General features: G+C 67.2%; 17 protein-coding genes and 1 riboswitch. Of the genes, 9 read left to right on the top strand and 8 right to left on the bottom strand.

The genetic code is table 11. The features are described from left to right. Positions 1–56: 56 nt before the first annotated feature. The 5 genes from ACVKN3_RS04860 to ACVKN3_RS04840 all read left to right on the top strand — a co-directional run bounded on the left by ACVKN3_RS04860 (position 57) and on the right by ACVKN3_RS04840 (position 1,977). The gene (locus ACVKN3_RS04860) at positions 57–320 is read left to right on the top strand and encodes a hypothetical protein (protein ID WP_285405080.1); all 264 of its coding nucleotides are present in this window, start codon (positions 57–59) and stop codon (positions 318–320) included. A gap of 52 nt (positions 321–372) precedes the next feature. Continuing rightward, positions 373–750 carry a hypothetical protein gene (locus ACVKN3_RS04855; RefSeq protein ID WP_285405082.1) on the top strand — a complete coding sequence of 126 codons (378 nt, stop codon included), beginning with the start codon at positions 373–375 and terminating at the stop codon, positions 748–750. Between the two features lie 10 nt (positions 751–760). Further along, the gene (locus ACVKN3_RS04850) at positions 761–1,087 is read left to right on the top strand and encodes a hypothetical protein (RefSeq protein ID WP_036137994.1); all 327 of its coding nucleotides are present in this window, start codon (positions 761–763) and stop codon (positions 1,085–1,087) included. After that, positions 1,084–1,383, top strand: a complete 300-nt coding sequence (locus ACVKN3_RS04845; protein ID WP_354513798.1) for a hypothetical protein — start codon at positions 1,084–1,086, stop codon at positions 1,381–1,383. The genes ACVKN3_RS04850 and ACVKN3_RS04845 overlap by 4 nt, the downstream gene beginning before the upstream one ends. Before the next feature lie 135 nt (positions 1,384–1,518). After that, entirely contained in the window at positions 1,519–1,977 is a 459-nt protein-coding gene (locus tag ACVKN3_RS04840; RefSeq protein WP_354513800.1) for a hypothetical protein, read from the top strand. 15 nt (positions 1,978–1,992) lie between these two features. On the opposite strand, the gene ACVKN3_RS04835 is transcribed toward ACVKN3_RS04840, so the two are convergent. Then, positions 1,993–2,907, bottom strand: coding sequence for an MASE1 domain-containing protein (locus ACVKN3_RS04835; RefSeq protein WP_354513802.1), 915 nt, complete (start codon positions 2,905–2,907; stop codon positions 1,993–1,995). A 197-nt stretch (positions 2,908–3,104) separates the two neighbouring features. On the opposite strand from ACVKN3_RS04835, the gene ACVKN3_RS04830 reads away from it, so the two are divergent. From ACVKN3_RS04830 to pnuC, 3 genes are all read left to right on the top strand, one after another. Next, positions 3,105–4,256, top strand: coding sequence for a phosphotransferase enzyme family protein (locus ACVKN3_RS04830; protein WP_456991296.1), 1,152 nt, complete (start codon positions 3,105–3,107; stop codon positions 4,254–4,256). Positions 4,257–4,259: 3 nt separating this feature from the next. Further along, positions 4,260–4,356, top strand: a riboswitch (TPP riboswitch). Positions 4,357–4,412: 56 nt separating this feature from the next. Beyond that, positions 4,413–6,593, top strand: a complete 2,181-nt coding sequence (locus ACVKN3_RS04825; RefSeq protein ID WP_354513806.1) for a TonB-dependent siderophore receptor — start codon at positions 4,413–4,415, stop codon at positions 6,591–6,593. Then, on the top strand, positions 6,583–7,170 hold the full coding sequence (pnuC, locus tag ACVKN3_RS04820; protein ID WP_285405092.1) for a nicotinamide riboside transporter PnuC: 588 nt from the start codon (positions 6,583–6,585) through the stop codon (positions 7,168–7,170). Before ACVKN3_RS04825 ends, pnuC begins: the two co-directional genes overlap by 11 nt. Before the next feature lie 6 nt (positions 7,171–7,176). Here the strand turns inward: pnuC and pssA are convergent, their stop codons facing one another. The 7 genes from pssA to ACVKN3_RS04785 all read right to left on the bottom strand — a co-directional run bounded on the left by pssA (position 7,177) and on the right by ACVKN3_RS04785 (position 13,247). After that, the gene (gene pssA / locus ACVKN3_RS04815) at positions 7,177–7,797 is read right to left on the bottom strand and encodes a CDP-diacylglycerol--serine O-phosphatidyltransferase (protein WP_285405094.1); all 621 of its coding nucleotides are present in this window, start codon (positions 7,795–7,797) and stop codon (positions 7,177–7,179) included. A gap of 240 nt (positions 7,798–8,037) precedes the next feature. Next, the gene (locus ACVKN3_RS04810) at positions 8,038–8,883 is read right to left on the bottom strand and encodes a hypothetical protein (RefSeq protein WP_354513808.1); all 846 of its coding nucleotides are present in this window, start codon (positions 8,881–8,883) and stop codon (positions 8,038–8,040) included. A gap of 141 nt (positions 8,884–9,024) precedes the next feature. After that, positions 9,025–10,107 carry a DNA topoisomerase IB gene (locus ACVKN3_RS04805; RefSeq protein WP_354513810.1) on the bottom strand — a complete coding sequence of 361 codons (1,083 nt, stop codon included), beginning with the start codon at positions 10,105–10,107 and terminating at the stop codon, positions 9,025–9,027. A gap of 47 nt (positions 10,108–10,154) precedes the next feature. Further along, on the bottom strand, positions 10,155–11,324 hold the full coding sequence (locus ACVKN3_RS04800) for a class I SAM-dependent rRNA methyltransferase (protein ID WP_354513812.1): 1,170 nt from the start codon (positions 11,322–11,324) through the stop codon (positions 10,155–10,157). A 28-nt stretch (positions 11,325–11,352) separates the two neighbouring features. Further along, positions 11,353–11,796 carry a hypothetical protein gene (locus ACVKN3_RS04795; RefSeq protein ID WP_285405101.1) on the bottom strand — a complete coding sequence of 148 codons (444 nt, stop codon included), beginning with the start codon at positions 11,794–11,796 and terminating at the stop codon, positions 11,353–11,355. Between the two features lie 57 nt (positions 11,797–11,853). Next, a complete protein-coding gene (locus ACVKN3_RS04790) occupies positions 11,854–12,798 on the bottom strand; it encodes a serine/threonine protein kinase (protein ID WP_354513814.1) in 945 nt (314 codons plus the stop codon). Then, a complete protein-coding gene (locus tag ACVKN3_RS04785; RefSeq protein WP_285405104.1) occupies positions 12,795–13,247 on the bottom strand; it encodes a hotdog fold thioesterase in 453 nt (150 codons plus the stop codon). Before ACVKN3_RS04785 ends, ACVKN3_RS04790 begins: the two co-directional genes overlap by 4 nt. On the opposite strand from ACVKN3_RS04785, the gene ACVKN3_RS04780 reads away from it, so the two are divergent. Further along, entirely contained in the window at positions 13,248–14,351 is a 1,104-nt protein-coding gene (locus ACVKN3_RS04780; protein WP_354513816.1) for a 2Fe-2S iron-sulfur cluster-binding protein, read from the top strand. The last annotated feature ends 4 nt before the right edge of the window (positions 14,352–14,355 follow it).

Raw genomic sequence — 14,355 nt, 5'->3', positions numbered from 1 at the left:
GACGTAGCGACCGCGACGCAGGGACGCGTCGCGGTTCATCACGCGAAGGAGTAACCATGTTCGATCTTTCCGACATCCGCTTCGTCAAGCGCATCGTCGTCGGCAGCAACAACCCGAGCCAGATGAGTACCGACGACCAGGTGGAAGAGGCAAGGGCGCTATTGAATCGCTGTCTGAGCGAGTCACCCAAGGGGAGCATCGTGGGCCTGGAAAAGAGTTTCACCATCCTGCAGATCGGCGAGCACCAGGTCGTGTTGCAGTGGATCTGCTACCACGTCGGGTTCACCCGAAAGCCCGTGTGGCTCGGCGACGAAAAGTAAATCAAAAGGAGGGAGGCGACATATGTCGATATCAATCAAAGGGCGCGTTGCGATGGCAATCGTCGCCGGTCTGTTCGTTTTCGATGCCGTGGCATCCGTTCCGCCACTCGCGAGCGGCACCATGTGGGCTGGCGTGGCGAACAGCACGAAAGGAAGGGCCATGCATGTGGTGGCGGGTTTCGATGGCGACTCGGTATCGCTTCGTTTCGGCGAGCCGGCGGCCTGCCGCATCGTTGCCACCCCGCTCGATGCGCATGCCGATGTCCACACCTTTCGTTTCAAGGTGTCGCAGAACGGCGGCGCGTTTTGCAGGCTGCTCTATCCGGGCGAGTTGACGCTTACGTCGTTGGCGACAGGATCGATCGGCGTGCGCTTCGATCGCGGCGAGATAGCCTGGAGCGGCACGCTGGAACGTGTCGGGGACCCATAAGGAGACGATGATGAGCATGGAAGGCATCGCAAGTCTGTGGTTGCTCATGGCGGCGGTGGGCGGCGCGATCATGCCGGTCGCGTTGTACGGCGGCAAGTCGCAGGGCAGGGCCATCGTTCGTGTGATCTGCGGCGCGATGCTCGCCGTGTTCCTGTCCCCTGCGCTCAACAAGCAGTACCTGCCCGATGCCGACCTCGACCTCAAGGCGGCCGTGGCATTCCTCGTCGGCTGCTTCGGCCTCAACGTGACGATCCTCGCGCAGAAGTTGCTGGATCAATATGGCGAAGCGGCAGCCAGTCGTTTTCTCGGTGGCATCTTCAAGGGAGCAGACAAGTGATCGTGGCACTCGTTCTCATCAACCTCATCTCGTGTTGCCTGATCGCGATCAGTGCCTTGTGGCTGGTCACCGATAGCACCAAGGCGAGAGGGGCTCGAATATGCTGCGGCATCATCTGCTGTGGTTCCCTGGTCAACGTGAACGCGTTGTGGGTGGCCTTCGCCAACATGCAACCCAGCCATCCCATGACGTGGCCGACCGAAGCCGTGCTCAATGTCGGGGCTGCGGTACTGCTCGGGCGCTGGGCTCTCAAGGGTTGGCTTGCACGCGCCACGGAGATCGAAACCACGCCTTGAGTGTTAAGAGACTCCAGCTGTGAGCGTATTCGGCAGCCGGCTCATGGCCGCCGGAAGCGTTGAGGGACAGTGGACGCGTCGGTCGTGGATGTCCCGCGACCGACGCGTTCCATCCAACCCCCAAAGGAGTCATCCATGTACAGCCATGTCCGTTCCACCCTTGCAGTTCTCGTGGTCGCCACGCTCGGTCTTGGCCTAGCCCATGCACAAAACCAGGCCCACGCCGCATCGTCGGGCCTCGGCCAGTCCTGGCCCGGCACCACCGACGTCAGCCTGAGTCCGAACTACCACGTCTACGTGTTCCAGCGCGGGACTACGCGCTACATCCAGGTCAACGACACCACGGGCAAGGTGCGGGGTGCCGTAGCCCGCACTCCCTATGCCCTGGTCGGTACGCCGGTCGGTTCGGATGCCACGAATGTGGCGACCCCGGACGAGCCGCTTCCGGTCGCCGCGAGCACATCTGGCGAGACGGTCTACAAGGATGAGACGGTGCAGGTATTCATCGCACCGCAGGCGGATGGAACCGTGCGGTTGATGGCGGCCCAGGCGGACTGCAAGAACGCATCGGAGTGCACATCCAAGGGCCCGTAACGATCAGAGGCGGTTTCAGCCGGTACGCGAACCCGCCCCCTGAATAGCCGGAACGTGGCTCGCCGCCAGGCGGCGAGCCACCCGGACGCCGAACAGCAGGGCGGTCGACAGCACGAAGGCAATCACCACCTGCGCGCGAATCATCGAAGGGTCCTGCAGTTCGAACGAGGTACTGGCCATGGCGGCGCTGGCCAGCAACCCCGTGATGGCCGTGCCGTGCCACCCGTGGCGCAGGGTCAGCGCAAGGATGGGAACAGCCATGGCGATACGTGCCACCTGCAGCCAGGCGCCTTCCGTCAACGAGGCGGCGACCATGGCGCCGACCAGGCATGGCACGGCGATCAACACCATGTCGCGCATGAGCGGGCTGGTCATCACGTCGCGGCAGTTCACCTTGTGTCCGGCATCGATCAGCCGCTCGCGCAGAGCGAGGATCGTAGGGGTCAGCGCCAGCGCACCGAGGTAGCATCCCAGCAGCCAGGCCAGGACGATCTGGGCAGTGAGATCGGGAGGGGGCGAGCCGTCGCCTGGCTTCACGGTCAGGTAGGCCACGATGTTGCCAGCGGTCACCGAAAGCGAACAAAGCAGCGTGGCGGTAAGGATCATGCCCATGTTGATCCTGCCGTCGGCGCGAAGCAGGGATGCCCGCCGCTGCACCCAGATCACGGCGGGCATGCACATGACGATCGGAGGAAACGAGTTGAGCACTGCCCACATCACGCCCAGCATGGAGGCGTGCAGCGCCGACATCTCGGCGATCGGCAAGAACTCGCCGACCGCCAGGGCCGGCCAGAAACGGCGGGGAACCAGCAGCAGGCACGCCAGACGCAGGCCAGCTGGGAGCATCCAGTGCGAGAACGAGACATTCCGGGTGAGCTCATAGCAGGCCGCATACGCGCCCGCCACGGCGATGCTACGCCCCCAGTCCAACGACTCCGTGTTGTTTGCTCTCACATCCGCCCCCACCAGCCTCCCGATTGGATCGATCGAAGTTGCCGGAAGCGGCACTTTCCACGATCCACGGTTCTAGTCTGAAGGGTTATCGGCGCCATCGCCATCGAATGGAGCGAAATTTGACAAATTTGCCGATTCGGCACGCGGAAGGCGCCCATCGCTACACTGGACCCATGATCGACGACGCGCATTTCACCCATGGATTGGCCGGCGACCAGCAGGTTCCCGACTGGCCGCCCCTGGCTGCAGACGAGGTCTCGTCGGTACTGGTGGGCTATCCGGCGCTGGGTGCGACGGGCCCCATCCTCTGGCACAGCCCACGTCCGCTGTCCGCGGCGGCCCGGGTCGCCACGGCGGGCGGCGAGGTCTTCGTCAAGCGGCATCACCGGCGGGTACGTGACGTCCTTACGCTGCGCGAGGAACATCGCTTCGCCGGGCATGTGCGCGCACGGGGCATACCCGTGCCGGCGGTGCTGGCCGACGCCGCGGGGCACTCCGCCGTCGCCCAGGGCGACTGGGTCTACGAGGTGCACCGATGCGCCACCGGCACGGACGTCTACCGCGATGCGTTCTCGTGGTCGCCCATCGGCGGCATCGCACACGCAAGGGTCGCCGGCGCCATGTTGGCCCGCCTGCACCTCGCCGCCGAGGGCTTCGACGCGCCCCAGCGGGGCACGCAGCTGCTGGTGGCCCGCGCGGACATCCTCGGCGCACGGGATGCGCTGGGTACGCTGGCGGCCCAGCTGCCGATGCGGCCGGCACTGGCGGCCTACCTGCACGAACGCGACTGGCGCAGCGAGATCGCGGCGGCCCTCCAGCCCTGGCAGGTGCGCTCTGCCGCCGGGATCGCCCGCCAGCCCCCCCTGTGGACACATGGCGACTGGCACGTGTCCAACCTGTGCTGGAGTGACGCCGGCGACGAGGCACGGATCACCGACGTGCTGGATTTCGGCCTCTGCGCACGCACCTTCGCCCTGTTCGACCTGGCCACCGCCATCGAGCGCAATGCCATCGCCTGGCTCGACCTGGGGCAGGAGGCGATCGCGCGTACCGACCTGGCGCTGGCCCTCGTGGAAGGTTACCGCTCCGTGCGGCCCCTCGGCGCGGACGACCTTGCCGTGCTCGCCGACGTGCTGCCGGTGGTCCACGTGGATTTCGCCCTCTCCGAAGTGGAGTATTTCGAAGGCGTCACGCGCCGCCGCGACCATGCCGACGTGGCTTACTACACGTTCCTCCTGGGTCATGCGCGGTGGTTCGCCGGCGATGAAGGGCAGGCGCTGCTCAAGGCCCTGCGCCACGCCGATCGTGCTTTCGTGGTTCAATAGGCGTTCTAGAAGCGGGGGTGCCGGGCGAATGCCGGGCTGAGAGAGTCCCTTGGAACCTGACCCGGTTAATACCGGCGTAGGGAGCTTGCTGCACCACGGACGTCCTTGCGGGCGGCGCGGTGCGCCGTCGCTTCGTTCCTGCCCACGAAGACGACGATGACCCTTGCCCGTACCCGCCTTGCCCTCGCCCTGATCGCGCTCGCCCCGTCGGCATGGGCGGCCGACGACACCGCGCCGCCCGCGCAGGCGCGCACCTTGCCCACAGTCGACGTGCACGCCAACACGGCGGACGGGTATCGCGCAGCGGATTCGCAGCTGGATACCTTCGGCAGCTTCGGCAGTGCCACGTTGCACGACACGCCAGCGGCCATCACCGTCATCACCCGCGCGCAGATCGACGATCGCCAGCCGCGTTCGCTGAGCGAACTGGTCCGCGGCGACGCCGCCATCAACGACAACTACGCGCCGGCCGGCTACTACCAGGACGTGTCCATCCGCGGTTTTCCGCTGGACCTTGCCACGGGTTTCCGCTTCAACGGCATGATCATGTCGGCGGAGCAGTTGCAGGCGCTGGAAGGCAAGGAGCGCGTGGAAGTGCTGAAGGGCCTCGGCGGCCTGGAGGCCGGCGTCGTCGAGCCGGGCGGGCTGATCAACTATGTCAGCAAGCGTCCGGCCGAGGTCCACACGCTGACGCTAGGCACCGACTCGCATGGTTCCGCGTACCAGGCACTCGACCTGGGTACATGGTTCACGCCCACGTTTGGCGTGCGCGTCAACGCCGCCAACGAAAAGACCCACGGCGTGGTCGAGCACACCGATGCCCGGCGCAGTTTCGTCTCGATCGGCGTGGACTGGAAGATCAGTGACCGGGCCACGTTGCTGCTGGATACCGACTACCAGACCAGCGGCGGTCGTTCGGTTTCCGGCTATCAGTTGCTGGGCGGTACCGATATCCCGCCGCAGCCGCATCGCACGCGGCTGCTGGGTTACCAGCCATGGCAGCGCCCGGTCGGCATCCATTCGAGCAATACGTCGCTTCGCTTCAATTACCGGTTCAGTGACACCTGGAACGCGCAGGTGTCGGCAGGACATAGCCATACGGCGATCGACGACAACGTCGCTTTCGCTTATGGCTGTTTTTACGCCGCGTCGTGCGCCTCGGGCGCCACGCCGGGTTATTTCTTCGCGCCCAACGGCGACTATGACGTCTACGACTTCCGCAGCCCCGACGACACGCGGCAGAACGACGAAGTGCGCGGCGTGGTCACGGGCAGTTTCGCCACGGGGGCGCTGGACCACGAGGTGAACCTGGGTGCCACGGCGTTCCGGCGTACCGTCGACCAGCGTCCCTACGTCTACGATTACGTGGGCACCGCCAACATCGACGATCCGGTGGTGCCCGTGTTCGATCCCTCGCCGAACCAGCCCGGCGCCTCGGTGCGCCGGCTGACCAGCTGGCAGCGCACGCTGTTCGCGATCGACCGGGTCCACCTGGGTGAGCAATGGCAGGTATTGGCTGGCGCGCGCCTGGTCCGGCTGGACGAGCGGGCGTATGACAGTGCCGGCGCCCTGGAGCGTGCCACCCGCCAGACGAAGACGCTGCCGCAGGCCGCCGTGCTGTGGCAGCCGACCGCACCGCTGACCACCTACGTAAGCTATGGCGAAGGCCTTTCGCTGGGCCGCGAGGCGCCGTACTGGACCTCCAACGGCGGCACGACGCTGGCGCCGCTGCATTCCCGCCAGGCGGAAGCCGGCATCAAGTACGCCGTGAACGATGCCCTGGACCTGCAGGCCGCGCTCTATCGCATTCGCCAGTCCTATCAGTTCGCGCGCCCCGACGGCACGGCGGAGGGCTTCACCTTCGTGCAGCAGGGGCAGGAGGTCCATACGGGCATCGAGATGAACCTGGCCGGCCGTGTCACCGATCGCCTGCGGATCACCGCCAGTGCCAACGTCATCCGCGCGCGCGCGGAAAACACCGGTGCACCCACCTACGAAGATCACCAGGTGGTCAACGTGCCGCGGTGGCGCACCGCCGTGTATGCCGATTACAGCCTGCCCTTCGCGCCCGGGCTCGCCGTCCTGGGCGGCTGGCGCTATGCCAGCAGCAACGTGGCCACGCCCGACGGTTCCACCCGGGTGCCGGCGTACCACGTGGTGGACGCCGGGTTGCGGTATACCACCGCCGTCGGCGGCCATGCGATGACCTGGCGCCTCAATGTCGACAACGTGTTCAACCGGTTCTACTGGCGTGACACGGGCACGTCCGGTGGCGATGCCTACCTGTTTCCCGGCCTGCCGCGCCTTGCGCGCCTGTCGGTGACGTATGAGCTTTGAGCTGTCGTGGTTCGAAGGTGCCGCTGCCCTGGTCAGCGCGGCGGCCGTGTGGCTGACCGCGCAGCGCCATCCCTGGTGCTGGCCCGTGGGACTGGTGTCCGTCGTTGCGTATGCGTGGATCTTCATCGACGCGAAGCTTTACTCGGACACGCTCCTGCAGGCGATCTTCGCGGCGTTGATCCTCTACGGCTGGCATCGCTGGCGTCGCCACCTGGACGACGACGGCCATGTGCGCGTCGCCGCGCTGGAGCCACGACGCGCCGCGCTGCACCTGGGGGTAGGCCTGGCGGCCGCGCTCGCGCTGGGCTACGCCATGCATCGCTGGACGGATGCGTCGCTTCCCTGGCTGGACGCCGGGCTGACCGCCTTCAGCCTCGTCGCACAGTGGTGGCAGGCACGTCGGCACGTGGCGGCCTGGTGGCTGTGGATCGTGGTCGACGTGATCTATGTGGGCGAATACGTGTACAAGGCCTTGCCTATCACGGCGGTGCTCTATGCCGCCTTCGTGGTGCTGGCGGTGATGGGCCTGCGCGCGTGGCGTCGCGTGCCCGTGGTCGGACCGGCGTCGGCAGCCTGAGCGGCCTCAGAGCTTGGGAATGCGGATGCGGCTGACCATCAGCGCACCGGATACGGCGAACATGAGCGACAGCGGATGCAACGTCAGCGTGGCCAGGCGCACGCTGCCCAGCCACAGCGCGTCGTGCAGTGCGCCGGCACCGGCCGCGGCGCAGAGTACCGCCACCAGCAGGATCGAGGTGGGGATGGGCGTGCCCTCGAAGTGGGTGACCTTGCCCTCGTCGTTGGCCAGTCCTTCCGCGGTGACGTTGTAACGGGCCAGGCGCGACACGCCGCAGCAGACGAACATGAGCAGAATGGCGCGGTCCAGGCCGCCCTGCATGCCGCAGCCGTAACCGATGACGGCGGGCGCGACGCCGAAGGAGATGACGTCGGCCAGCGAGTCCAGTTCACGGCCGAGCAACGATGCCCGCTGGCGCCAGCGGGCGATGCGCCCGTCGAGCACGTCGAACACCAGTGCCAGCAACACCAGTCCGCACGCCATGTACAGGTGCCACACACCGCCTTCCTGCAGGTAGGTCATGGTCGAGAACAGCGCGCCCACGCCGCTGGCTGCGTTGCCGAGCGTGAACCAGTCGGCCAGCGCGAAGTCGCGGATCATGGAGAACGGTCGCGGTTTCGGGTTCATCGGCAGGCTCGGGCGGGACGGGGCGCCAGTCTACAAGGGCCGGCGGTCGGCATGGCGTGCAGGCGGGTCGCAGGCGAAGACGCGCGATTTTTCAGAATCCTTCCATAGCCCGACGCGATATCGGCGGGCATGATGTTGCTGTCGCCGCCGGTGGCGCGGTGTGGCTCAAGGATTTGAGCCCGGCCGCCATCGGCGAACGTCAGCGGCCGGGCGTGGGACGCGTCCCGGCCGCTTCTTCCTTCAATGCCTGGGTGACGCACCCCAGTCGTTCGGGCCGAACTTCAGGTGAAGCACCGCATGCGTGGCGTCGTCACCCGGCGGCTTGTAATCCAGCGAGGTGCAGCCCGTCGCCAGCTGGCGCCTCGCCGCGGTCACCATGGTCTTGCTCATCTGTGTGGCGTACGTCGGTCCACCCGGTCGGGACATCGCGATGGCGATACCGAAGCCATCCGGGCTCACGCCGTCGGTGAAATCCGCCGGTGCGCGCTGGCCGCTGGGCAGGGCCACGATATCCATCTTTCGCCCGCAGCCGCCGACACTGACGATGTCCACGCCGTTGAGCAGGCTGCCGATGAATCCGTCCGCACGCTCGGCCAGGGAGTCGACCGCCTCCACCGTCGTGCTCAGCCGGATCTTGATGTAGTACAGCTTGCGATAGAACAGGTAGGCGCGCGAGGTGAGCATGTCCTGCTGTGCATCGAACACGATCGGCAGGAAGCGGCCCTGGAGTTTCCTGCCGCCCCCCAGTGCCGCCGTGTAGGGAGATTCGTCGCCCCACCACACGTTCCGGTAGATCTCCTGACGCTCCGCGTAGGCCACGGATTCGCGAAAATCGTCGGCGGCCTGCTTGAGCATTTTCGTCGTATCGCCTTCACCGGCGGGGTAGATGAAGACGTCGGCGATGATCCAGTCGGCATCGTCGAGGTGATAACGCAGCGATACACCGGCGGCGATGTCGCCCTCGTCCGCGTAGTTCTTCACGGCCATGAGGCTGGCGCCCGGGAGACGCTTGAGCGCGACGATCCAGGTGTCGTCGACGACACCGCGATGGCTCTGCGCATCGGGAAATACCATCGGTGGCGCCACGGGCGCCTCCTGCGCCATGGCACCGGATGCGCTTGCCAGGCCGAACACTACGGGAAACGCCTTCCACCGCCACATCGTCAAACCAACCCCTGAAAAATGGAACCCGATCCCCCTTGCGTGCACTATAGCCATCCGCCGGGCTCAGCGGGAGCGGGTGGATGCACGCAGGCGGCGGCGCAGGAATGCGAGTGTCAAGGCCTCCAGCTTGCGCGAGGCATGTGCCCCGGTCGGCGGCACATGCCGGTGCAGTTCGCCGTCCAGCCAACCCGCGAACACTTCCGGATGGATATACGAGGCGCGGCAGACCGCTGGCGTGTTGCCCAGTACCGCCGCCACCTGCTTGACCGCGCCGGCGAGGGTGGCGCGCAGTGCCGTGTCACCGCCTTTTTCGGGATGCGGCGTGCCGGCCAGCGTGGCCACCGCGTTCACCGTGCCGCCCCAGGTGCGGAAGTCCTTGGCGGTGAATTCGCCGCCGGTGACTTCGCGCAGGTAGTCGTTGACCATGCCGGAATCGACGGGCTGTCGGTGCCCCTCGTCGTCCAGGTACTGAAACAGGCGTTGCCCGGGCAATTCCTGCACCCGGCGCACCGCCTTGACCAGGCGCGGATCGTCCAGCTGAACATCGCGCCATTGCCCGCTCTTGCCGCGGAAATGGAAGTCGATACGGCCGCGGTGCACGGCGACATGGCGCGACAGCAAGGTGGTCAGGCCGAACGACTTGTTCTGCTTCGCATAGACATCGTTGCCGATGCGGATCATCGTTTCCTCTAGCAGGCTGACGATCAGGGCGAGCACCTTTTCCCGGGGCAGGCCGGGCAACGCCAGGTCCTTGCGCAGCCGCCGCCGCAGGGTGGGCAGCACCTTGCCGAACTCCAGGATGCGCTCGAACTTGCCGCGGTCGCGCACGTTGCGCCACTCCACGTGGTACCGGTACTGCTTGCGTGCCCGTGCGTCCCGTCCCGTGGCCTGCAGGTGCCCACGCTCGTCCGGGCAGATCCACACGCGGCTATACGCCGGCGGAATGGCCAGGGAGCGAATCCGGGTCAACACCTGCTCGTCGGTGATCCGTTTGCCGTTCGCGTCCAGGTAGGCGAACGCCCGGCCCCGCTTGCATCGCGTGATGCCCTGGTCGGTATCGCAGACGTAGACAAGGCCCGCCGCTTTCGCGTGGGCCTGTTCGGCGGAGACGACCACAAGGGCGTCGGAGGGCGGCTTTCGGGACATGGCCGGAGTGTGATCCGGCGGGCGATCAAGACCCGGTGAACGCGGCGTCAGCCCACGCGGCAGAACACCGCCTTGAGGTAACGGTTCTCCGGCACGTTGCTCGCCACCGGGTGATCCGCGCCGGCGCCATCCACGTGAAGGACCTGGATATCGCGGCCCGCGTTGAGGGCTACGCGACGGATCATCTCGAGGAAATCGTCCTCGCCGACCAGCCCGGTACACGAGCAGGTCAGCAGGATGCCGCCGGGGGCCAGCACATCCAGCGCCGTGCGGTTCATGGCGAAGTATTTCTTCAGCGCGTTGACCACCTGGTTGCGGTCGCGGGTGAGCTTGGGCGGATCGAGCACGATGGCGTCCCAGGTGTCGCCGCGGGCGATCGCGGCGCGCAGCCACTCGAACACGTCGCCCTGCTCGAAGCTGGCCTCGACATCGTTCATGCGGGCGTTCTCGCGTGCCACCTCGAGGATGGCGGCGTCCGCATCGACGCCGATGGCCGAGCGTGCGCCGGCCTTCATCGCGTGGACGGCAAAGCCGCCGGCGTTGCAGCACAGGTCCAGCACGCGGCGACCCTGGGCCAGCCGGGCGAAGCGCAGCCGGTTGTCGCGCTGGTCGGCGAAGAAGCCGGTCTTGTGGCCCAGCCCGGGTGCCGCGTGGAACGACAGGCCGTGCTCCTTCACGTCCACGGCGGCGGGGGCGTCATTGGAGCGTACGTCGAACGATTCCTGGCGCTGCACATGCTGCTCGGCGAACCAGTACAGCGAGGCATTGGGGAAGTGCCTCTGCAGCTCCGCATGGACGACCTCGCGGAAGCGCCACATGCCGGCGGCGAAATACTCCACCACGAGATGGTCGGCATAGCGGTCGACCACGAGGCCCGACAGGCCGTCGCCCTCGCTGTGCACCACGCGCCAGGCGTCGCTCACCTCGTCCAGGCGGAGCAGCCCGCGCCGCAGTTCCACGGCGCGCGCGATGCGTGCGGCGATCCAGCCCTCGTCGACGGCCTGGTCGGGATCCGTGGTGAGCAGGCGCAGGGCGACGCGGGCATGCCCGTTCCAGAAGCCGCGGCCGACGAAGCGGCCCTTCGCGTCGTGCACGTCGACGACGGTGCCGGGCGGCAGGCGATCGTCGGGCTTGACGATCTGGGCGGACCAGACCCACGGGTGGCCGGGCAGGCGGTCGGTCTTGAGGCGGATGACGGGCAGCGAGGACGTGTTCATCCGACCATGATAGCGGGGATGCCGCGGTTCAGCGGCCGAAACGAAGCACCAGCCAGGAAACCAGTGCCAGCACGTTGATGCCCAGGTGCGCGGCCGAGGGCCCGCCGAGCGCCAGCAGCCAGCCGTGCTCGGCGATGGCCCAGTCGAAGCCGAGATGCGGCGAGCGCTGCAAGGTCAGCGATACATTGGCGAACGCGCCGCTGGACAGCGCGTAGCTGAACACCGGCGTGGCCACCAGCGGCGCCTGCAGGAACTGCGCCCAGATGGACATCGAGGTGCCACGCCCGTCGTTGCTGGCCAGCAGCACGCCCGCCACGAGGATGAAGCCGAACAGCAGCACGCCCAGCACGGCGACGATGGCATCCACGCCGCTGAAGCGGCCGTTGAGCAGGCGCTCGAATTGGTGGACCAGGCCGAACAGGCCGCCGGCGATCTCGAACACGGCGATGACACGGGTGAAGAAGGAATTCAAAGGCGGTCTCCACGAAAACAGGGGGTACAAGGGCAGGAACGAAAAGGCGGGCGGGTATCAGAGCTCGTCGGCTATGTCGTGCAGGTCGGCGATGTGCTGTTCCCACCAGCGCGACTCGGCCGCGAAAGGAAACGCGGCGGGGAACGCGGGATCGTGCCAGCGCTCGGCGATCCATCCGGCGTAGTGCACCTGGCGCATCGCGCGCAAGGCCGGCACCAGCGCCAGCTCGGTGGGGTCGAAGTCACGGAACTGGCCGTAGCCCTCGAGCAGGGCATCCATCATGGCGTCGTCGCCGGCAAGCATCCACAGGTCCTGCACGGCCGGCCCCATGCGCGCGTCGTCCAGGTCGACGAAGTGCGGCCCCGCGTCGGTCCACAGCACGTTGCCGGGGTGGCAGTCGCCATGCAGGCGGATGCGGTGCACGGGTCCCACCGCCTCGATGCGGTTCGCCACGGCCTCCGCGACACGCTCGGCGGCATGGCGATAGGCGTCGAACAGATGGGCGGGCAACAGATCCGAGCCCAGCGTGGCCCGCACCGGCGCGTCGATCATCGTCGCCCGGTCCAGCGTGCCACGGGCACGGAATGGCTCGCGTGCGCCGAGGGCATGCATGCGGGCGAGCAGCCGGCCCAGCCACATGAGCTGGTCGGGCGATTCCAGCGAAGGCGCCCGCCCGCCGCGGCGTGGATACACCGCGTAGCGGTAACCGGCATGGACCAGCATGCTGCGACCTTCGAACACCAGCGGGTCCACCATCGGCAGTTCCGCCCCAGCCAGCTCGCGGGCGAAGGCGTGTTCCTCTTCGATGGCCGCATCGGTCCAGCGGCCCGGACGATAGAACTTCACCACTACGAAACCACCGTCTTCCAGTCCCACCTGGAAGACGCGGTTCTCGTAGCTGTTCAGCGTGAGCAGCCGGCCATCACTCCAGCGGCCCGTGGCATCCACGGCCGCGAGCACGACATCGGGTGAGAGGGCGGCGTAGGGCGCGCCTTCGCTCACGAGCGAAGGTTTCCCAGAGCACGGCCGTGCGCCGCGACCACGGCCATGGTCAGGCGTGACAGGCAGACCAGCTTGCCATCCTCGTCCTCGATGCGAATCTCCCACACCTGCGTGGTCCGGCCCAGGTGCGCCGCCCGCGCCGTGCCGGTCACCAGGCCACCGCGTACACCGCGGATATGGTTGGCATTGATGTCCAGGCCCACCGCCACCTGCTTCTCGACGTCCAGCGTCAGCAGGGCTGCCGAACTGCCCAGCGTTTCGGCCAGCACTACCGACGCGCCGCCGTGCAGCAGGCCGAACGGCTGCTGCGTGCGGTGATCCACCGGCATGGTGCCGCGCAGCCAGTCGTCACCCGAGGCGATGAACCGGATGTCGAGGGTTTCCATCATCGTGCCGCGGCTCCAGCCGTTGAGGCGGTCGAGGTCGACAGGGTGTTTCCAGATGGCCATATGCAGCGTCGTCCCATGGGCAAGCTGTCATTGTCCTACAATGTGCGGGTGCCCACCGTAACCCTGACCACGTCCGGCAAGCGCTTCGACGCCGACACCGACGAAACCGTGCTCGAAGCCGCGCAGCGTGCGGGCATCGCCTTGCCGTACTCCTGCCGTGGCGGCGTCTGCGGCAGTTGCAAGGCGACCCTCGTCGAGGGCGATTGCGGCTACCCGCACCATCCGCCCGTGGCGTTGTCCGCCTCGGAGAGCGAGCATCACGCCATCCTGTTGTGCCAGGCCGTGCCGCGTGGCGACATCGCCATCCGCGTGCGCGAGATCGCTTCGGTGGAGGACATTCCGCACCGCCGGCTGGACACGGCGGTGGCCGAGCGGCGCATGCTCGCCCCCGACGTGGTGGGTATCTGGCTGAAGCCCGTGGACGGCCAGCGCCTGAACTGGCTGCCCGGCCAGTACCTCGATGTCATCCTGGAAGACGGCAAGCATCGCCCGTTCTCGATCGCCAGCGGTCCGCGCCGCGATGGCCTGATCGAACTGCATGTGCGCCACGTGCCGGGCGGCGGGTTTACGTCCTGGGTCTACGAGTCGTTGCAGACCGGGGATCGCCTGGCCATCGAGGCGCCGCTGGGCACCTTCGTGCCGCGTGAGGATTCGGAGCGCCCGATGCTGTTCATGGCGGGCGGCACCGGCTTCGCGCCGGTGAAGGCCATCGTCGAGCACTTCATCGCGCTGGGCACGCGTCGCCCGATGCATGTGTACTGGGGCGCGCGTATCGCGGCCGACCTCTACCTGCGGGACCTGGTCCGCTCATGGGCCGACAAGGTGCCCAACCTGACCTTCACCCCGGTACTTTCCGATGCCGAAGCAGCTCGGGCCGGCGGCATGCGCGAGGGACTGGTGCATGAGGCGCTGCTGGCCGACCATCCGGACCTGGCCGGCGTGGACCTCTACATGAGCGGCCCGCCGCCGATGATCGCCGCCGGGCGGCAGCGGTTCGTCGAGGCGGGCCTGCCGGAAGACCGGCTGTATTTCGATTCGTTCGACCTGGCGCCCGACGTGCTGGATGCGATCCTGCGCAGCCGAGCGGGCATCCACGGCATGTAGTGAC

This window comes from Luteibacter sp. PvP120 (genome assembly GCF_054055715.1).
Note: the sequence above shows the minus strand (reverse complement) of the source record. Positions and strands in the feature narration are given on the sequence as shown.